Annotated in this window: 19 protein-coding genes and 1 pseudogene; 13 read left to right on the top strand and 7 right to left on the bottom strand. The window is 41.9% G+C overall.

The features are described from left to right. Nucleotides 1–917, top strand: a pseudogene (locus F6K52_RS06865) (hypothetical protein); the annotation flags it as partial. Between the two features lie 692 nt (nt 918–1,609). Here the strand turns inward: F6K52_RS06865 and F6K52_RS36930 are convergent. Together F6K52_RS36930 and trxA are read right to left on the bottom strand one after the other, a co-directional pair. Further along, nucleotides 1,610–1,936, bottom strand: coding sequence for a hypothetical protein (locus F6K52_RS36930; RefSeq protein ID WP_364416392.1), 327 nt, complete (start codon nt 1,934–1,936; stop codon nt 1,610–1,612). Nucleotides 1,937–2,034: 98 nt separating this feature from the next. Further along, on the bottom strand, nt 2,035–2,361 hold the full coding sequence (gene trxA, locus F6K52_RS06855) for a thioredoxin (protein WP_293075681.1): 327 nt from the start codon (nt 2,359–2,361) through the stop codon (nt 2,035–2,037). 208 nt (nt 2,362–2,569) lie between these two features. On the opposite strand from trxA, the gene F6K52_RS06850 reads away from it, so the two are divergent. Further along, a complete protein-coding gene (locus tag F6K52_RS06850) occupies nt 2,570–2,935 on the top strand; it encodes a recombinase family protein (protein ID WP_293075679.1) in 366 nt (121 codons plus the stop codon). Between the two features lie 386 nt (nt 2,936–3,321). Next, complete coding sequence (locus F6K52_RS06845; RefSeq protein ID WP_293075677.1) at nt 3,322–4,728, top strand: CBS domain-containing protein; 1,407 nt, start codon at nt 3,322–3,324, stop codon at nt 4,726–4,728. A gap of 83 nt (nt 4,729–4,811) precedes the next feature. Here the strand turns inward: F6K52_RS06845 and F6K52_RS06840 are convergent, their stop codons facing one another. From F6K52_RS06840 to F6K52_RS06830, 3 genes are read right to left on the bottom strand one after another with little or no spacing between them, the layout of a single operon-like run. After that, nucleotides 4,812–5,276 (bottom strand): nitrate reductase associated protein, encoded by a 465-nt coding sequence (locus F6K52_RS06840; RefSeq protein WP_293075675.1) that lies wholly within the window; start codon nt 5,274–5,276, stop codon nt 4,812–4,814. A gap of 20 nt (nt 5,277–5,296) precedes the next feature. After that, a complete protein-coding gene (locus F6K52_RS06835; protein WP_293075673.1) occupies nt 5,297–5,764 on the bottom strand; it encodes a phosphate-starvation-inducible PsiE family protein in 468 nt (155 codons plus the stop codon). A 56-nt stretch (nt 5,765–5,820) separates the two neighbouring features. Next, nucleotides 5,821–6,030, bottom strand: coding sequence for a hypothetical protein (locus F6K52_RS06830; protein WP_293075671.1), 210 nt, complete (start codon nt 6,028–6,030; stop codon nt 5,821–5,823). 926 nt (nt 6,031–6,956) lie between these two features. Here F6K52_RS06830 and F6K52_RS06825 point away from each other — a divergent pair. From F6K52_RS06825 to F6K52_RS06815, 3 genes are all read left to right on the top strand, one after another. Then, nucleotides 6,957–7,487 (top strand): hypothetical protein, encoded by a 531-nt coding sequence (locus tag F6K52_RS06825; protein WP_293075669.1) that lies wholly within the window; start codon nt 6,957–6,959, stop codon nt 7,485–7,487. Between the two features lie 291 nt (nt 7,488–7,778). Beyond that, nucleotides 7,779–8,084, top strand: a complete 306-nt coding sequence (locus F6K52_RS06820) for a HetP family heterocyst commitment protein (protein ID WP_293075667.1) — start codon at nt 7,779–7,781, stop codon at nt 8,082–8,084. Between the two features lie 442 nt (nt 8,085–8,526). After that, entirely contained in the window at nt 8,527–11,754 is a 3,228-nt protein-coding gene (locus F6K52_RS06815; protein ID WP_293075665.1) for a peptide cleavage/export ABC transporter, read from the top strand. 552 nt (nt 11,755–12,306) lie between these two features. Here the strand turns inward: F6K52_RS06815 and F6K52_RS06810 are convergent. Continuing rightward, nucleotides 12,307–12,513 carry a hypothetical protein gene (locus F6K52_RS06810; protein ID WP_293075663.1) on the bottom strand — a complete coding sequence of 69 codons (207 nt, stop codon included), beginning with the start codon at nt 12,511–12,513 and terminating at the stop codon, nt 12,307–12,309. Between the two features lie 35 nt (nt 12,514–12,548). On the opposite strand from F6K52_RS06810, the gene F6K52_RS06805 reads away from it, so the two are divergent. From F6K52_RS06805 to F6K52_RS06795, 3 genes are all read left to right on the top strand, one after another. Next, nucleotides 12,549–14,153, top strand: a complete 1,605-nt coding sequence (locus tag F6K52_RS06805; RefSeq protein ID WP_293075661.1) for an HlyD family efflux transporter periplasmic adaptor subunit — start codon at nt 12,549–12,551, stop codon at nt 14,151–14,153. Nucleotides 14,154–14,325: 172 nt separating this feature from the next. Then, nucleotides 14,326–14,760 carry a HetP family heterocyst commitment protein gene (locus tag F6K52_RS06800; protein ID WP_293075659.1) on the top strand — a complete coding sequence of 145 codons (435 nt, stop codon included), beginning with the start codon at nt 14,326–14,328 and terminating at the stop codon, nt 14,758–14,760. A 173-nt stretch (nt 14,761–14,933) separates the two neighbouring features. Then, nucleotides 14,934–15,161 carry a hypothetical protein gene (locus F6K52_RS06795; RefSeq protein ID WP_293075657.1) on the top strand — a complete coding sequence of 76 codons (228 nt, stop codon included), beginning with the start codon at nt 14,934–14,936 and terminating at the stop codon, nt 15,159–15,161. A 203-nt stretch (nt 15,162–15,364) separates the two neighbouring features. Here F6K52_RS06795 and F6K52_RS06790 read toward each other — a convergent pair whose 3' ends face one another. Further along, the gene (locus F6K52_RS06790) at nt 15,365–15,487 is read right to left on the bottom strand and encodes a hypothetical protein (protein ID WP_293075655.1); all 123 of its coding nucleotides are present in this window, start codon (nt 15,485–15,487) and stop codon (nt 15,365–15,367) included. A 35-nt stretch (nt 15,488–15,522) separates the two neighbouring features. Here F6K52_RS06790 and F6K52_RS06785 point away from each other — a divergent pair, with 35 nt between their 5' ends. The 4 genes from F6K52_RS06785 to F6K52_RS06770 all read left to right on the top strand — a co-directional run. Continuing rightward, complete coding sequence (locus tag F6K52_RS06785; RefSeq protein WP_293075653.1) at nt 15,523–15,810, top strand: hypothetical protein; 288 nt, start codon at nt 15,523–15,525, stop codon at nt 15,808–15,810. A 1,081-nt stretch (nt 15,811–16,891) separates the two neighbouring features. Next, nucleotides 16,892–17,224: a hypothetical protein gene (locus F6K52_RS06780; protein ID WP_293075651.1), complete on the top strand. Its 333-nt coding sequence runs from the start codon at nt 16,892–16,894 to the stop codon at nt 17,222–17,224. Between the two features lie 298 nt (nt 17,225–17,522). Beyond that, nucleotides 17,523–17,855 (top strand): hypothetical protein, encoded by a 333-nt coding sequence (locus tag F6K52_RS06775; protein ID WP_293075649.1) that lies wholly within the window; start codon nt 17,523–17,525, stop codon nt 17,853–17,855. Nucleotides 17,856–18,154: 299 nt separating this feature from the next. Beyond that, on the top strand, nt 18,155–18,408 hold a 254-nt coding region (locus F6K52_RS06770), incomplete at its 3' end, for a hypothetical protein (RefSeq protein WP_293075647.1).

The raw sequence follows: 18,408 nt of genomic DNA, 5'->3' as shown, positions 1-18,408 counted from the left end.
TAACAGAGGAAACAGAGGAAACAGAGGAAATTTATTATCCCTCTATGCCTACTATTCCTACCAGAAAGTCTAGTGGACTTAATCTCACCGCCATGGGAGTTTCCACATCTGTAGCCTTATTAGTAGTAGCTGGAGGCTACTTGTTCTCATGGGGTGGCAACCAGGCAGAAGCTAAGCTAGCACAAGCTGAGCAAAAGTACCAGGAAGGGGATTTAGACGCAGCACTGAAGCTGGTAAAATCTATTCCCGAAGATAGTGAAAACTATCAAGATGCTCAAAATGCGATCGCTCAGTGGAAAAAAGATTGGCAAGATGCGAAAGCCCTATTTCCCCAGATAAAAACTGCCTTTGAGCAACAGAAATGGGTAGAGGTAGTTGAGCAAGCTAGTCAGATTCCTAATATTGTCTTCTGGCAACAGCAAATAGAACCTATGGTCAGCCAATCTCAAGCTAATCTTGAGAAGGAAGCTTACCAGTTACTACAGCAGGCTTACAACCAGGCTATCGAGAGAGACTTTACTGGCGCACTCAACACATTTAAACAAATTCCAAAGGGAACAAAAGCCTACGCTACAATTCAACAAAAAATTCCGGAATACACTCAAAAGCGAAACATCAGAGCGAACTACCTTCTTCAGCAGGCTTACAATCGAGCTGCTCAGAAAGACTTTACCAATGCATTGGTATATTTGAAAAAAATTCCTCAAAATACCGATGCCTATCCTAAGGCTCAGGAAAAAATTGTTGACTATACCGCTAAGCAAGAAATTAGAGCTAAGTATCTCTCAAATATGGCTTATAACCAAGCTGTTTTAAAGAACTACACTAAGGCTTTGGATTATTTGAAACAGATTCCTGAAGGTACCTCCACCTATGCCAGAGCTCAAGCCACAATTCAGCAGTATTCTCGATACTAAATCTACCTTTTAGTTAATCATATCAAATCTGTTTTACTAATCATCATAGTCTTTCTATGGTAATGGATAATTGGTAATTATTAATGGGGAGTTAACGATTATCCATCACATAGTTATTACAAAAAAAATTGTCTATTTTATTTAAAAATATATATATCTAGTCTAATAACTCTCTACATTAAAATAATATTCATTTAAATTCACTAAAATTAGTGTATTATTTTTAATAGGTGATGTACACAAGTTTGTGATTTTATTAAACTTATTAATAGGTAATAGGGTAAAAATCATGTGTACCTCATTAAGATAATAACCCCTATAGTTAAATCTTCAACCTAGATTAATCATCATAAAGCTGACTACATCTGTGGTCATAATCTCTTCAGCTTTCATCATAATTCCTATCTCCGTGAAAATATTCCCAGGACTTACGCAGTAACTGTATCTTTAGGGTGCGTTCATAACACACCCTACTACTTATATATTTTCTAGATATTTTCTAGATATTTTCTAGTTTTTGGTACCCAGTTTTGCCTAAGTCCTGACTCTTTATAACAACTCAACAAACAATTGTCAGGTAGTGAGGTGAATCAACAATGCAGATATAAATCTCATCCCCACGGCTTTCTACCGAAGGATACCTGGTAAAGGTAGTTAGTCGGCGAGAGTAGATATTGTTTAGCCTATCTTTTTTAGCTTACAGTAGTTAATTGATATTTCCTACTAGCCACTAACCTGGGATGGCGATTCATCCCTACTTCTATAGGAGCAAGACTTTCTCTGTTCACTACTTCAGTAAATTTGCTCGAATTAGCCATAACTTGTCTACCTGGTGCGTAAGCTTCAATCACATTACCGCTCACAGAACACATCACCATTAAATAGTCACAAACTGGGCATTCAGTTTTGGTGACCTGGTCTCCAGCACAAGTATAATGTGATGCTTGAGAACCGATTAAGTAGTGACGTTGAGCCATATTCCCACAGTTGGGACATCGGACTGATTGAGTTGTCTCCATTGCCGATTCTCCTCATTTACATGTCATTGCTTGAAGGAAAGAAGTCAGAATTAAACTCAGAATTCATAAATTTTGTAAATTTTTTAGTTTTTTTTTAATTAACCCTGAAGTTGCTTTTCAAGGGCAGCAGTAAATTTATCATAGGGAGCAACTCCCACAATATTTTCTACCATCTCACCGCCCTTAAAAATCAGCACAGCAGGAATACTGCGGATACTGTATTTTTTTGCAGTAGCTTTTTCGGCATCGATATCTATTTTTACTACCTGAGCGCGGTCTTTGTAGTCTTCAGCAAGTTTTTCCATTAAAGGAGCAATTTTACGACATGGACCACACCAAGGGGCTGTAAAATCAACGACGACTGGAACTTCAGAGGTTAAAAGTTCATCAAATTGACTGTCTTTGATGTAAGCAACTGTACTCATGATATATTCCTTAAATTTTTTAAAACTACCACAAATTTATAGTCAACGGTAAACGGTAAACAGTCAACAACAGTCAACATGGTTACCGCTGTTATCCTCCCTTAAAAAGAGGGGCGGTTAATAGGTTTTAATAGCTGTAATAACCAGAATTGCTAAGGCTATAGTTTGGTTTACCATGGTTGTAGGAAGTTGCTTGATGCATTAAGTTATGGCTGCTGAGGAATTGGAAAGGAATAGCCTGATCGAAAGGCTAAACCGAGGTAGACAATCGAAGGCAACTATGGGTGGCTATGCAGGTTATGGTTCACCGGCCTTCGGTCAACGCGCCCTAAATGGTGAGTTAGTGGATGATCCCCAAGAACAGCATGTAATTGAGTTAATTCGCCGTCACCATAAATCGGGCAAGTCATTACAACAAATCGCTAACTGGCTCAATCACCATGGCTATACAACCAAGCGTGGTCAGCAGTGGAAACGGATCTCGGTTAAGCGGGTTTTAGACCGGCTATACGGTAGAACCCCTAGGGTGTCTACTTTGCCTGAAAACCCCAGTCAAGGGAACTTAAATCAGTAAGCTCCAAGCTGGTAAAGTAGTTAGAACACCTGAAACAGAAAGTTAGATAAGCCAGGGAACTTGATCGGATAATTCCATCGGACAATTGCCAAGCTAGGTCAGCAATGCCTAATTATTTGCCCCTAAGCCCAAATGGTTAAAGTCCCAGGCTTCCTGGCAACCTCTGAAAGCCAAAAGCTATGTCATATAAGGGTTAAAGATTATTTTGCTGTAACATCTATTTATTATATACCTTTATACAAGTTATGTGCATATTATTTCTGCATTTGCGGGATTTGTCCGTAACATCCGTCTATCAAACCAAGGCTCAGTAAATACACCAGCGCCATAGTGTGTAGCGGTTGGCGGCGGTCGTAGGTCATGGAAGTTCACGGATCAAATTAATTATGCAACTTAACGATCGACTTATCTGCGCCCCAACCCTAGAAGAAGCAATTGACCATCAGCCTTTGATCGTTGCTCCTGACACCCTTCTAATCGACATAATTGCTTTGATGAGTCAGGAGGGAGGGAAAAGTTGTTCATTGGCCAATTTTTATTCACCATCAGACCAGCTCAGCATTCGTGAGCCACGGTCTAGCTGCGTTTTGGTAATGGACTCAGACCAGTTGCTGGGAATCTTTACTGAGCGGGATATTGTCCGGCTGACGGCTAATAGCATTAACTTTCAAGAGGTAACAGTAGCTGAGGCCATGGCACAGCCGGTGATAACTTTTCCTCAAACTGCTTGTCGGGATATCTTTGCCGCCTTATTCATATTTCGTCGGTATCGGATTCGCCACTTACCAATTGTGGATGATCACGGTCAGCTAGTGGGTGTTGTCTCACCAGAGCGAATTCGCCAGGTATTGCGACCAGCCAATCTACTCAAGTTACGACGGGTATCAGAAGTGATGACCCCCCAGGTGGTTAATGCCCTTCCAACTGTCTCAGTATTGAGTTTAGCCCGACTCATGAATAAGCACCGAGTTAGTTGTGTGGTGATTACCTCCGACCATGGAGAGCATAGCTGTATGCCAGTGGGGATTGTCACAGAGCGGGATATTGTCCAATTTCAGTCTCTCAAGCTCAATTTGTCTAAAGTCCAGGCTCAGGATGTGATGAGTACACCTTTATTTCTGCTGAGTCCGGAGGATTCTCTATGGACAGCTCATCAGGAAATGCAAAAGCGTCGTGTGCGGCGATTGGTGGTGTCTTGGAATTGGGGTCAAGGAATCGGTATTGTGACCCAAACAACCCTGCTGCGAGTGTTTGACCCAATGGAAATGTATGGCATTGTGGAGACATTGCAGCAAACCGTTGAGCAATTAGACCCAGCCAAAGAATCCGTGAACAAATCCCACAAAGCCATTATTCCTGGTGAGGAGTCTGGGGAGGTTGCGCAAAATGCGATCGCTTTATCAGCAGATAGGTTTAATCATAAATCAGAGCCACCCAACACAGACCAAAACACAGACCAAAACACAGACCAAAACACAGAACTAACAGTGATTTTGTCAAAACCGATAGAGGGTCAAGGATTAAATCATTCCCAACAGTGTGAGGATGTCAACTATCCCAAAAGTAATTTGAGCACCAGTCAAGATTATCAAGTGTGTATTCTGCTAAACACTATTCAAGCTATTCTAGAAAACCTAGCTAACCACTCTAACCTATCATCAGAATTACGTCAAAGCCAGCTTAAGTCAGCTTTAGACAATCTTGATCAAATGCGAGAGCTAATACAGAAATCCCAAAACCAGTCTTGTCAGGATCAGGTCGTGGTAGATCAGGTAGGTACTTCTAGCAGTTAAGCTAATCCAGATTTAAGGGGGATATTGGACTTAGTCTGAATTTGTTGAAGGGTGTTCGCCCGAGGGATCCCTTTTTGGGTAGGTTAACGGTTAACAAAAACTAATTGGAATTCCTTGAGTGCTGGTAAAAAGTTTTTGTTTTCATGACTAGGGCGCGTCAGTTTAATTAGGGCAAAACGTTGGATAGGAGTTAGTGCTGCCCACTGTTGAGTAGTTACTACGACTCCAAATTCCATAGCTTTTTCCCCCACGGTAGATGGAATTACCTGAGAATTCATCCAGGGAGCTTGGGGATCAACAGGTAAATTAGAAGCGGGTTTTCCTGTATAGTTTATAACTAGGTGTTGAACATAGTCTCCATACTTTTGGATTGACTCGGTCGTAGTGCAGGGTATCTCTACCAGTTGCTGACGCTCGTGTTGATTAAACTGATGCCAGTGGCTCAGTTTAAGTTTGATGCCGCAAGTGTCTAATTTCATCCGCACTTGCATAGGAATGCACCGTAAAGAATCCACAAAATCCGTTTCAAATTGGAAAAAATTAGTCATAGTTTTCTCAATTTTATTCATTAATGAAGTTTTCTTGTGCTAGTACTGCGGATAATCCAGTAACTAATTGATAAAGATATAATGGCAATTGCTAATCCAATTACCTGGCTTCCAGAAGTTGTTTTCAGGTCAAGAATAATGATTTTACGGGCAACTGCAATTAAAGAAGTAACAACAACTAACTCAAGTTGAATAACATGTTTTCGTAGATAAGCGGTTATATTCTCTAAAATTTCTAGTGCAATTAGAATATTTAGAAACAGTCCAAAAATTTTGAAAAGTGTTTTGCTCAAAACTATTGCTTCTGGATTGGTTATTTCTTTAACTAGTGAAATAACTAGGCTAGTAAGTGCCACCAAGATTACCACCACCATGACCAAAGAGAGAACTTTGGAAACAAAACCCTCGAACAGATTTAGCCCGTATAAAAAATTCTCATCTTTGCCTGCATATCTAAGTTTTTGGAAGAGTTGTCTTAACCGCCTCATAGGAATAGGTTAGTAAAAAGACAGATGATGGTTGATTTTAACACTTCCACGGGGTATTAACCTAACAGATCAGTCAATCTCCTGCTTGCCTTTTCCTGAAGCCACCTCCGATGTTCAACTATCGCAATCTCTATGACTTCATAAAGCCAAGACAATCGGGAAAAGGGAGGGCGTTGCTGATTCATGCAATGATTGACGGTAATTGCTAAATGGTAATTAGTAATTGGTAATTGGTAATTGGTAATTGGTAATTGGTAATTGGTCACTGATCTCACTACACTTGACGAAGTTCCTTAGTTCACTAGCCCCAGAGGGAGAATAGACTGGAACAGGGGTCAGAGGGGAGAGATTAACCATGATCTTTGTCACAAAAATTTACAAATTGACATTGGGGGTGGATCAAGCTTAAGTAAACATATAGTAAAGATTTCATTAAAGTTTCCTATAAGTTGATTAGGGTGACATATATCCCCTAGATTTCCTTGTCAGTTTACTCAAGATTACGTGAAGATTGTGTGAATTTTGCATAAACTTGGTAATTTTGTGAAAAAAGTATGAATAAAATGTGAATGTAGAAAAGAAATGTGAGTTTCGCTTGACAACTACCCCTTGAATTTACTAGATTTCCTTTTGTAGATGAACAAAGTTTCACGTTCAAGATCATCAGCGTGAAATATAACTTCATAAACCAAACAGCCAAACCAATCCAACTTTGGATTTGTCTTTTTTGAAAGAATCAAAGAGGGTAACTATGCTCAAGCTAGTGATTTTATTGTTTCCGCTGACTGAGCCAGTTTTTTTGAATAGAACTTTTAACTAGTTCAGGCGCTTACGCCATCGGCTTCATGGCGAATCGGGCTGAGTAGATCTACTTGCTCTCGCTCAGCTCAGCAGTTAGCCACATAGAAACTCTAGATAAAAACTCTAGAATATTTTTAAATTCAGGTGCTCATCTGTTTCGGTGTCTAGGTGTTTGGGGATTTACTTCAGACAACAGAAAAGTTTTCTGTCTAAAGACAGAGGAATTTATAAAGGGTTTGTATTTGTTGTTGTAACGGGCCTGAAATAGGATCAGTCTTTCACGCTCATCTGCGCTTAGTCTATTTAGGCAAGGCTCTGGTATTGTGAAAAATTAGGTGTAACACTAGGTTTCACAACAGCATCAACTTTGAAAAAATCATCCGACATACTCATGAACATACCATTAGGAAAGCGGAAGCCATCGCCGCGTTCTCTAATCCAGCTTTTTACTAAGAGCTTTTCAGGGGTGCTTAGCAAATTGAACCTAAAAGCAGCAGGTTCTAAACCCACTGACGACCCTAGCCATTGCTGGCAGTGCTGTGGGTTAACTATCTCGAACAGACTGCTGAGGGGTCTTAGATCTGACACCTCCGACACTGGTGTTGGCACTGAAGGCATTGAACAGGATAGCAGCTATTTCCGGAATGATGTGCTATCGTCAAACGTATCAGTCTCGGTGGGAGCAAAAAAAACAGAAATTATCTTACTGCAAGGGATGTTCAATCTCCTGAAAGTATTCTGTGACATAACTGCAATCACTGATATGCCCGTATTACAAGGGAATTATACGAGGCTGATTGGCAAAATTATACCCCACTGGCAAGTATTTAGGTTCGTAATCGATATTAAACTCAATTCTGTTCTAATCCAGCAGTTGTTAAATCCAACGTGGAGAATGATCAGGGTGGTATCTGTTGAGTAAGTGACCCTCAACAGATACCACCGATTAATCCTTGGATTGAGAGATTGTTATTGTGCATAAGGTAGTTTGTAGCAGCAAAGTGTGTCTATACCTTGTGTGTCTATACCTTAAGTGTTTAGACAAAGTTTAGACAAAGAACTATGAGGCCAAACTCCATAGTAAGCTGTGGGTCGCAATTGCAATAATCCTTAACCTGTTCAAGGCTTAATCATTACCCTGGTGAACTGGCAACTTCCCCTTGCCAGTTGGATATAGACCATTACAAGATGTCGTTAATTCTGGGTGACTACCATGGCAAAAAAATTACTCTCAATAACTAGTAGACCATCAACTAGTAGAACATCTCAAGCAAAGTCAACCTCTACGAGCTCTGAACAAGTCATGACTAACGAGCAGCTTAACCAGGTCGTAGAAGCTATCATCGCAGGCAAGTATTCTTGGGCTTGTGTGTTAGTTCTGCGTTTCTCTGGCTACAACCCCCTCCATTACATCCCTTACCGAACCTACAATCGGTTAATCAAAGAAAATAGTCAAGCTGGTAAGCCTCCAGTTGGCAAAACCCCTGTATCACGATCACAGGTTGTTAGTAAGGTCTAGTTAGCTAAGCGGGAAATTTGGGAGATTTATCAAGTCTGAACAAAACCAACTTGCCTAGGTCAGTTTGATGGATTATTGATGGGCTATTGATGCAGAGCCTACTTGTCAACGTCTTCCCTTTTAATATGTTGAACTGCACTTGCATCAACAGACCTATCTGCTTACATCTAGCTGACTTTTATTATTGGCTTGATGATCCGACATCAGACTTGACCTCCTATCCCCAACCCTTATGGGTTTACTTTACACCAGATGCCCTAGCCGTAATTTAAAGTTTCGATGAAGTTTACTTAAAGTTTTGGTGAATTTTTTGTGAATTATTGGTAACTAGTCGGTTAGTGACTTGACAAAAACTAAGTTATTAGCTAACTAAATGTAGTTAATTGTAAATGGTTAATTGTAAATGGTTAATTGTTAAAAATCAATTTTCAATATTTAACATATGAAGAATATAATCAGGGATTCGGCAGAGCATGGGTTACCATCGTCTTCTATCAACCCAGACCCTGCTAGCAATTTATCAGTAGTGCTTCAAAGCTTGACCCTAGACTCAGTCGATCCAAAGCTCAACTACGAATTTAGTCAATCCTTTCACCTTGATAACTTCCAGCTAGGGGATAAAATCCTTGCCTATAATACACCAGAGGTATCCAAAGATTCTGTTGAGATTGAACAAGATCACCAATATCTTTACCTAGTTTGTCAGGGGCGGGTACGACTACTAGGCTTTGATGCTGAAAAACAGCGGGAGGTTTCGATACAGGTACTCGAAGAAGGGGAAACCTTTGGTGCCTATGATCTCTTAGGTAGTCTATCCTATCCTTACAGAGCGATCGCAGCGAGTTCAGGACAAATTGCCCGTATTTCCCTAAATCAACTCTTGCCTTGGTTGGAACGGTTGCCGAAGTGGTCCGAAATCCTGGGGCAACAAGCCCAGCACCGGCAATGCCTAATTTTCTTCAAGACTTTGACCAAATTGCGTACGCTTAACGGTGTTAGCCTAAATCAACTGTTGCCCTACATCGTAGAAAGACGCATTGAGGCTGGGGAGTCTCTGGTATCCTCTTCCCAAGCTGGGCATTGCTGGCTACGTAGTGGTCAAATGGCAACGCCAGAAGGAACAGAGGCAAATTCCTCTGCTCCATTTCCTAGCATCGGAGAAAGTTGGGGATATCCGATGCCAGTAGCAACAGATTGGATTGCCCAAACTGATGTATTGCTTTACCAGCTGCCTCAAGAGCATTGGCAAGCGGCTTGCGCGATCGCACCAGTTTTGGCTAACTCCACCGACTCACCAGATCAGGAGAACAGGCAAAGTGCTAAAAATGGTGACGGTAAATCTCCATCGGCTCAAGGCTTAGTTAACAAAACCCATACTCCGTCACCACATCCAAACCAGACTAGAGCACGACCGACTCGGCGAGTTTTAGAACCTCCTAAGCAACAAGCGCCAAAAGAACCCAGTCAGTCAGAAAGCTTTGATTTTCCTAAACCAGCAAAACAGGGTTGGAAATTCCTAAGGTTTTGGCAGCGCTATCCTTTTATTGAGCAGCAAGCTTCCTCGGATTGTGGTGCTGCCTGCTTAGCCATGATTGGGCAGTATTGGGGTAAACGGTTTGCTCTCAACTCCCTGCGGGAACTGGCAGGAGTGGGTCGTTCTGGTTCATCCCTCAAAGGTTTATCTAAAGCAGCAGAAAGTTTAGGCTTTCAAGCTAGTCCAGTCAGGGCTTCTTTAGGTCGCTTAGCCGATCGGAGTAATCCTTGGATTGCTCACTGGGAAGGGGATCACTATATTGTTGTCTACCAGGTAAAGGGTAATAAGGTACTTGTTGCAGATCCAGCAGTGGGGAAGCGATCGCTTGCTCGCAAAGACTTTCTCCAAGGTTGGACTGGGTATGCCATGCTATTGGATCCAACTCCCCAACTAGCCATTACTCCCAGTGACAAACGTTCTTTAGGGCCGTTTTGGGGGTTGCTATGGCCCCATCGCTCAGTCCTGCTGCAAATTGTCTTGGCTACCCTGATCCTTCAGGTTTTTGGTCTAATTACTCCCTTATTTACCCAGATCATTCTTGACCGGGTGATTATCAACAGAAGCCTTGTCACTCTTAATGTCTTCTCCATTGGTCTAATCATTTTTGGTCTTTGGACGATTGGGGTAAGTCTAACCAGACGCTACTTGCTAGACTACTTTTCTAATCGGCTTAGTCTCACTTTTGTCAGTGGGTTCATAAACCATACCCTGACCTTACCTCTGAAGTTTTTTGAATCCCGCCAGGTGGGGGATATCCTGACCCGAATTCAGGAAACTGGAAAAATTCAGGGTTTTATAACTCAGCAAGCGATTGCTACTTGGCTAGATGTGATAATGGTGTTTGTCTATATTGGACTGATGCTGTACTACAATTGGCGTCTAACTGTCCTGGTGCTGGCAACGATTTTACCCATCGCCATCTTGACTGTGATTGCCAGTCCCTTTCTACGCCAGGTGTCCAGGGAAATCTTTAAAGAAGCAGCCCAACAAAATTCTATGTTAGTGGAAATGATGTCAGGGGTTGCTACTGTGAAAACGGCGGCTTCGGAACAAGAAGTGCGCTGGCGCTGGGAAGATCGGCTCACCAATCAGTTGAATGTACAATTTAAAGGTAGGAACTTGGCTAACGGGTTGGGGTCAATTAGTTCTCTAATTAATACTCTCAGCAGCACCGCTTTGCTTTGGTTTGGCGCTAGCTTAGTAATTAATGAGCAGCTTACTATCGGTCAGTATGTCGCGTTTAATATGCTCATTGGCCGAGTCACTGGTCCGATTTTGGCTCTAGTGAATCTTTGGGATGAGTTTCAAGAAATCTTGGTGTCTGTAGAACGGCTTAATGATGTCTTATCTGCTAAACCAGAGGAGAATCCTCAAGAACCGATGCTGGTTCTACCTGAGATTAAGGGTGATGTAATATTGGAAGATGTTACCTTTCGATACTCCGAGGATGAGGATCGCAATATCCTACAGAATATTTCCCTACAGATTAAGGCTGGAGAAACCATTGCTCTAGTGGGGCGCAGTGGCTCTGGCAAGAGTACCTTGGTGAAGCTACTGCAAGGTCTCTATCATCCGACTAATGGTCGTATTTTGATAGATGGACACGATATCCGCCATATTTCCCCCCAATCTTTGCGTTCTCAAATGGGTGTGGTACCCCAAGAATGTTTCTTGTTCTCGGGGACAATTGTCGAAAATATCACTCTCTACCGACCGGATTTCAGCCTGGATGAAGCCGTAGAGGTAGCTAAACTAGCAGAAGCTCATGCCTTTATTCAAGGTATGACTTTGGGATATAATACAAAAGTAGGAGAGCGAGGCTCTACCCTTTCTGGTGGACAAAGGCAAAGGATTGCCATAGCCCGAGCCCTATTGGGCAACCCCAAGATTCTGATTCTGGATGAAGCGACTAGCTCCCTAGATACAGAATCCGAGCGCCGCTTTCAACAAAACTTAGCTCGCATTAGTCGCGATCGCACTACCTTCATCATCGCCCACCGCCTCTCTACAGTGCGCAATGCTGACTGCATCCTTGTCCTAGACCGAGGCATTCTGGTCGAGAAAGGCAACCATGAGGAACTCATGGATCGTCAAGGTCTTTACTATCATCTAGCACAGCAGCAGCTAGATCTTTAATAGATCATTAACTAGTGCTCATTAGTCATTAGTTATTAGTTATTAGTTATTTAGTCATTAGTCATTTGTAAATTCCAATAGACCCTGGTTAGTCACAAAGGACTAATGACTAAGAAAATTCGAAGTTACCTATGACTATATCAAACTATGTAAAAATTTGCCAATTTGGCAACACAGTGATGTGAAAAGGACTAATGACTAATGACTAATGATTAATGAAATTTGAAGCTAGCTATCACTATGTCAAGCTATGTAAAAAGCTGCAAAAAATCTGCCAATTTAGCAACATACTCAGATGAAATTGATCTTTTATCATAAAAGTTGAAAAGCGCTGTGTGAACAGAAGGGGAGAAAAACGTGTTCAGATATGGCTCCACACCCATCTCAAGGGCAACCGTTTAGAATCCCCCATGACGCACACTCACAGGATTGTTCAATTCCAATTCCTTTGTTTAATTCACTCCCATGCACCCCACCAAAGGTGAGACGGAGATAACTTGGAGAGCCTAACCCTAGGGGTCAGGTTGCTCAAGTCCACACCTCACAGCGTGCTCAGCCAACCGGTTTGACCGACCGACGGCTACTTAAAGGGGAAGGGTTTAAGTTCTGATCTTGGGGTGCATTGAAGCTATCTGAAAAAGGGGCAAGTAGAGTCAGGTAATGCCAAAGATTTCGGTCTGCCCAACAATACCAAACTCCCCCCGGGAAGCTAAAGGCAGCAAGAGAATTGGTCGCTTTCTTTCCCAAAACATTGGTCATTTCCCTAAAATGTTAATTTAGCGTGATCTACCACCATGACACAAGCAAAACCAATAAACTCCCCACCTGAGGCGGCTACGAGTCGTCAAGGTAACGTCGTTTTAATGCCATCAGGTCGCCTGAGACCTGATTATGACCAAGAGGCTGTAGCCTCACCCAGCACAGAGGTAGGAACTAATACTGCCAATGCTCCTAGTACGTCCAAATGGTCAACCTCCATACAAACTACCCTCGACCAGCCTCCGGCGAACCTTCCCCGGCTGCTGATGTTAGGTGGGTTAAGCTTCTGTACGATATTTGTGGCTTGGGCAACGTTTGGGCAGATTGATGAAGTCGGTAAAGCTCATGGAAGCTTAGTGCCAAAAGGCGACGTTTATAAAGTTGACCCGATTGAGCCAGGCAAAATTGCTAGTATTAAGGTCAAAGAAGGGCAAGCGGTTAAAGCTGGGGAAGTCTTGGTGGAACTGGATACAGAGCTTGCCACTCATGAAGTAGAGCGTTTAGAGAAAGTGCTGAATGCAGACCGGATTAGGTTAGTTCAGATGCAAGGACTGCTTGAAAGAACCCGTCTGGAAGCAGAAACTCGTGAGCAGATTACCGAAGCAGAAGTTCAAGCACAACAAGCTTCGATCGCACGAGCACAAGCTAGTGCATCGGCAATTAGACAACAAATCATTCAACATCAGTTAGCTAAAGCTGCTAATCGCGAACGATTACAACGGATGAAGCTGGTGCAGGCGACAGCCCAAGAACTGCTCCAGCAACGGCGGGCTAATGTAGTGGCTCTCAAAGAACGACTCGATAACCTTAAGCCTCTGTTGGCAGAAGGAGCAATCTCCAAAGAACAGGTATTTCAAGCAGAACAAAGCTTTCGTGCTAGCCAAAGTGCTGTTACCGAAAGCAAACTGCAAGATGGTTTGAGTACTCGCGAACAAATTTTTCAAGCTCAGCAAAGTATACGCGATCGCGAAGCGGCGACTAGCCAAAGCCGAGGTGAGCTAGAACAGACTTTAGCAGAAATCAAGCGACTAGAGGCAGAATTAGAGCATCGGCAAGCGACGGGACGCACTACTCGCCTGGAAGCACAGCAGAAAATTCAACAGTTAGAAGTAGAACTGACCCAAATCAAAGCTAGAATTTCTGAAAATGAAACCCTGGTCAATACTGCTAAAACCAGGCTCAAACAGAAGTTTCTTAAAGCACCAGTTGATGGGATCATATCTTCCCTCAATATTGCTCATGCTGGTGAAGTCGTGCAACCAGGACATAGCATCGCCGAAATTGCTCCTCAAGGTGCCCCCCTAGTGCTATCGGCAAGTTTGCCTACTCGCGAGGCAGGGTTTATTAACGAAGGAATGGCGGTGCAATTGAAATTTGATGCCTATCCCTATCAGGATTACGGCATCATCAAAGGCACGGTGATTTCCATCTCTTCCGATGCTAAAGCCGATCAAGTAATGGGTTCAGTCTATAAGGTGAAAGTGTCCCTTGACCGTGACTATGTGATTGAAGATGATGAAATCATCCGGTTTAAGGCTGGTCAGACCGCCAATGCTGACATCATCATCCGCCGCCGTCGGATTATCGATTTCTTATTGGATCCGATGCGAAAGCTGCAAAAAAGTGGAATCGATCTATAGTGCTCTGTTCTCAAATCACTTTGATCACTGACTGATTGTTTTCCGTTGACCGTTAACAGTTGACCGTTAATTCTTAGTAATCAACTTGCTAGTAATTCCTTGGAATCTGCAAGTTCACTGCACCCCAGCTTATAAACTATTGACCTTTAGACTTACAGGATCAGAAATAACCATGACCTATCGTATTCCTTCTGCTAATACCAAGCTCGACAAAGTGATGGATACCGATAAATTTAGCGAGATCGAAGAAGCCATCCTTGATGGCAAGTATTCTTGGGCTTGTGTGTTAATGCTACGGTTAGCAGGCCATAACCCTCTAGACTACATGCCTTCTAGAACCTACAGCCGCTTGCTCAAACAAAACCGGGACATGATTTTACAACAGCAAGCTAGTATGATGAGCAATGGCAATCAAGTCTTGAATGCACGGCAGCGTTTGAGCCAGATCAAAGATCTGGCTTATGTAGAGACCCTTGGCAAGAAAACCTCACAGGTCCACGGTGGGGATCAAGAACAGTGGTTTATCAGTGAACTGGAAGAAGAGGAATCCATGCTCAAGAAGTTAGCCGATTATTTACGGCGAGACTGTTTGGTTTCCCTGTGGTGAGCAAGTGTAATCATTTTCCTACGCATCCTCCTTGTCATCACCACCACTGCTTACGACCACAGCGGCTCAGACTAAGTCTGTGGTCAAACTAATTCATTAATAACTGCCTTGTCCATTAGGTACGCTTTCCGTGATGGCCAGCAATCCCTCGCCATCACGGGTCGCACCTGTTGATGGACGAGGCGTTTTTTTATCTGATCACAGACGGGAATGAAACAGTCCTAGTACTTTGTCATATCAAGTCCAGTTCAATACCCATCATAAAAGAGTGGGAAGAGTGGGAAGAGTGGGAAGAGTGGGGACATGGGGAGATGGGGAGATGTTTATTGAGGGTAATTATCCGCACATCATATCAATTTAGTTTTGAGCGGTTTTCGCTAGGTGGCACGGTTAATGCTTAAGGGTGCCTAATCTAACGGTGTAAGCGTGCTTAATCTCTAGTTAAGCTAAGTTCGAGGTAATCCTGAAAGCCTTAATAAGCGCGTAGTTACCCGACCCTTATATAGCGCTAAGCGCAAGCCAAGAGGGATGCATGCAAGAAGAAAAGGTGAAAGGTGCGCTTTCCACATTAGGTGCGGGCCTAAAAGTTTACTACAAAAGCTTTTCAGCTTTTCTCCATCTCAAACACCTTAATACGTAGTGCTATATTTCTTACTCTGTCTTGATGCAAAGCGCGAGTGGGGGAAACCCCCTTTGGCGGCGCTGCCTCCCCAAGACCGCGCTGCATCGCTGTAAGCCCCGTGGAAACCACGGCAGTCGCTCATGGGGGGAACCCCCAAGACCGCGCTGCATTGCTTTCGTCAAGCGATCGCTTATATCGAACTCAGGTTATACCAATTCTTAGCCCTCACAGGGCTACAAATTATTAATGTCTCTCTCCATCTTCCCATCTCCCCACACTTCCCAAACTTCTCACATTCCCCCCTCTCCCCATCTTTCCATCTCCCCACACGCCCCACACGCCCCCTCTCCCCACACTTCCCACACTTCCCACACTCCCTGCTCCTTGCTCCTTGTTCCCTGTTCTCTGTTCCCTTTGCTATTAACTAATGACTCCACATCCCACGAACTTTAAGACCTACTTTAGTTTTGGGAGGAGTCAAGCATCAATATCAAGCCAAAGTGGCGTTCATATTTTTAATTATATTAGATATAATAATCCGCTCATTACTAATAACTGACTTCAATAAAACCCCATCAACATTACCAATCTCTTTGAAGTAATTCAGCATCGGTTACTTGTCACTAGTTGTGGAAGTATTTAAGGATTAATATCAAGCCAAAGTGGCATTAATATTTTTAAATATATTAGATATAATAACCGGTTCATTACTAATAACTGACTTCAATAAAAGCTCATCAATATTACCAATCTCTTTGAAGTAATTCAGCATCGGTTACTTGTCACTAGTTGTGGAAGGAGTCAAGGATTAATATCAAGCCAAAGTGGCGTTTATTTTTTTCATTATATTAGATATAATAACCGGTTCATTACTAATAACTTACTTCAATAAAACCCCATCAACATTACTAATCTCTTTGAACTAATTTAGAATTGGTTACTGGTCACTATTTAGTTTTGGGCTCAGGGCAAACGCATCTAAATTATAGAAGTCTGACTCAGAAGCAATGCAGTGCGGTCATAGTGGAAACCCTCAAGACCAAAGTTGATCAAGAGGTACGCGCCTCTTGCCAATTAAATTCGCGAACGGAAAGCGCACCTAACAAAGATTTCAAAATTGATAAGCAAAAACACTTATCGATCCTATGAATTTCAGATCCAGTAGGCATTTCAAAATAAGATGCGTTGACCCTGGTTGTGGGAGGAGTCAAGCATCAATATCAAGCCAAAGTGGCAAGCATTTTTTTAATTAGATTAGATATAATGACCAGTTTTTAAAAAATAAAGTACTTCAATACAACCCCATCAAAATTACCAATCTATTTGAACTAATCCAGAATTGGTTACTGCTGACTACATCCTTTTAGTAAATCCAGTAATTTTCAAAAAATAAAAGGTTGAAGCCAAATTGGCGAGACATGCTTAGGGGAATCTGGATATAGTTATATCAACAGCGAAAACAAAGCTGATTGAAACAAATAAAATCAACAACAAAGAAGGAGAAAATCAATGCTTATTTCTGACCTAAACCATCTAGAATCCGTTGAAGCTAGCCAAGTTCAAGGTGGTATGACTATTGCTGGAATAAAATTCAACAATGTTATCAACACCACTGTTAACACTGAAACCAGCATCACCGAAAACGAAGTTTTCAATACTAGCATTGATTCTAGTGCAATCGTTAATGGTGTTATTGCTTCAGGTGGTACTACATCTGAAAGTGCTAGCGATAAAGGTCGTAACGTTGCTACTAAGCAAGAAAGCGTTTTCGTTACTCTTGAGCAAGGTGGCACCACTGCCTCCAAGTCTGTAGGTATTGGCTTCTCTGCTATCGGCATCTAGTACTTAGTCAAAACAAGTTTCTGATTAAGTAACTTGTAAACCTGAGTGTCATCATATCGTAATAGAATGCATAAATTGAGTTCTATATCAGGATAATTACACTCAGGTTTACGTTTGATTGCATCAGTTTACTTACTTAATAATAGTAAATTCCCAATTGTTATCTTAAACCATAACTTAATAGTTTGATTGCCAAATTGGCGAGACATGCTTAGGGGAATATAGCTATAGTTATATCAACAGCTAAAACAAAGCTGATTGAAACAAATAAAATCAACACAAAAGAAGGAGAAAATCAATGCTTATTTCTGACTTAAACCATCTAGAATCCGTTGAAGCTAGCCAAGTTCAAGGTGGTATGACTATTGCTGGAATAAAATTCAACAATGTTATCAACACCACTGTAAACACTGCAACCAGCATCACTGAAAACGAAGTTTTCAATACTAGCATTAATTCTAGTGCAATCGTTAATGGTGTTATTGCTTCAGGTGGTACTACATCTGAAAGTGCTAGCGATCAAGGTCGTAACGTTGCTACTAAGCAAGAAAGTGTCTTCGTTACTCTTGAACAAGGTGGCACCACTGCCTCCAAGTCTGTAGGTATTGGCTTCTCTGCTATCGGCATATAGTACTTAGTCAAAACAAGTTTTTGAATAAGTAACTTGTAAACCTGGGTGTAATCATATCCTAATAGAATCCATTAAATTGAGTTCTATATCAGGATGATTACACCCAGGTTTACGTTTGATTGCATCAGTTTACTTACTTAATAATAGTAAATTCCCAATTGTTATATCAAACCATAACTTAATAGGTTGATTGCCAAATTGGCGAGACATGCTTAGGGGAATATAGCTATAGTTATATCAACAGCTAAAACAAAGCTGATTGAAACAAATAAAATCAACACAAAAGAAGGAGAAAATCAATGCTTATTTCTGACTTAAACCATCTAGAATCCGTTGAAGCTAGCCAAGTTCAAGGTGGTATGACTATTGCTGGAATAAAATTCAACAATGTTATCAACACCACTGTAAACACTGCAACCAGCATCACTGAAAACGAAGTTTTCAATACTAGCATTAATTCTAGTGCAATCGTTAATGGTGTTATTGCTTCAGGTGGTACTACATCTGAAAGTGCTAGCGATCAAGGTCGTAACGTTGCTACTAAGCAAGAAAG

The sequence above is a fragment of the Moorena sp. SIO3H5 genome (genome assembly GCF_010692395.1).
In the GTDB taxonomy this organism is placed as follows: Bacteria; Cyanobacteriota; Cyanobacteriia; order Cyanobacteriales; family Coleofasciculaceae; genus Moorena.
This window is presented reverse-complemented; position numbering and strand designations above follow the sequence as displayed.

Excerpts from the sequence above, each read along its gene's own strand:
- F6K52_RS06810 (WP_293075663.1), bottom strand. The coding sequence starts at position 12,513 with ATGACCAATGTTTTGGGAAAGAAAGCGACCAATTCTCTTGCTGCCTTT.
- trxA (WP_293075681.1), bottom strand. The coding sequence starts at position 2,361 with ATGAGTACAGTTGCTTACATCAAAGACAGTCAATTTGATGAACTTTTA.
- F6K52_RS06785 (WP_293075653.1), top strand. The coding sequence starts at position 15,523 with ATGGGGGGAACCCCCAAGACCGCGCTGCATTGCTTTCGTCAAGCGATC.
- F6K52_RS06775 (WP_293075649.1), top strand. The coding sequence starts at position 17,523 with ATGCTTATTTCTGACTTAAACCATCTAGAATCCGTTGAAGCTAGCCAA.
- F6K52_RS06850 (WP_293075679.1), top strand. The coding sequence starts at position 2,570 with ATGGCTGCTGAGGAATTGGAAAGGAATAGCCTGATCGAAAGGCTAAAC.
- F6K52_RS06815 (WP_293075665.1), top strand. The coding sequence starts at position 8,527 with ATGAAGAATATAATCAGGGATTCGGCAGAGCATGGGTTACCATCGTCT.
- F6K52_RS06825 (WP_293075669.1), top strand. The coding sequence starts at position 6,957 with ATGAACATACCATTAGGAAAGCGGAAGCCATCGCCGCGTTCTCTAATC.
- F6K52_RS06835 (WP_293075673.1), bottom strand. The coding sequence starts at position 5,764 with ATGAGGCGGTTAAGACAACTCTTCCAAAAACTTAGATATGCAGGCAAA.
- F6K52_RS06845 (WP_293075677.1), top strand. The coding sequence starts at position 3,322 with ATGCAACTTAACGATCGACTTATCTGCGCCCCAACCCTAGAAGAAGCA.
- F6K52_RS06800 (WP_293075659.1), top strand. The coding sequence starts at position 14,326 with ATGACCTATCGTATTCCTTCTGCTAATACCAAGCTCGACAAAGTGATG.
- F6K52_RS06805 (WP_293075661.1), top strand. The coding sequence starts at position 12,549 with ATGACACAAGCAAAACCAATAAACTCCCCACCTGAGGCGGCTACGAGT.
- F6K52_RS06820 (WP_293075667.1), top strand. The coding sequence starts at position 7,779 with ATGGCAAAAAAATTACTCTCAATAACTAGTAGACCATCAACTAGTAGA.
- F6K52_RS06780 (WP_293075651.1), top strand. The coding sequence starts at position 16,892 with ATGCTTATTTCTGACCTAAACCATCTAGAATCCGTTGAAGCTAGCCAA.
- F6K52_RS36930 (WP_364416392.1), bottom strand. The coding sequence starts at position 1,936 with ATGGAGACAACTCAATCAGTCCGATGTCCCAACTGTGGGAATATGGCT.
- F6K52_RS06795 (WP_293075657.1), top strand. The coding sequence starts at position 14,934 with ATGGACGAGGCGTTTTTTTATCTGATCACAGACGGGAATGAAACAGTC.
- F6K52_RS06790 (WP_293075655.1), bottom strand. The coding sequence starts at position 15,487 with ATGCAGCGCGGTCTTGGGGAGGCAGCGCCGCCAAAGGGGGTTTCCCCC.
- F6K52_RS06840 (WP_293075675.1), bottom strand. The coding sequence starts at position 5,276 with ATGACTAATTTTTTCCAATTTGAAACGGATTTTGTGGATTCTTTACGG.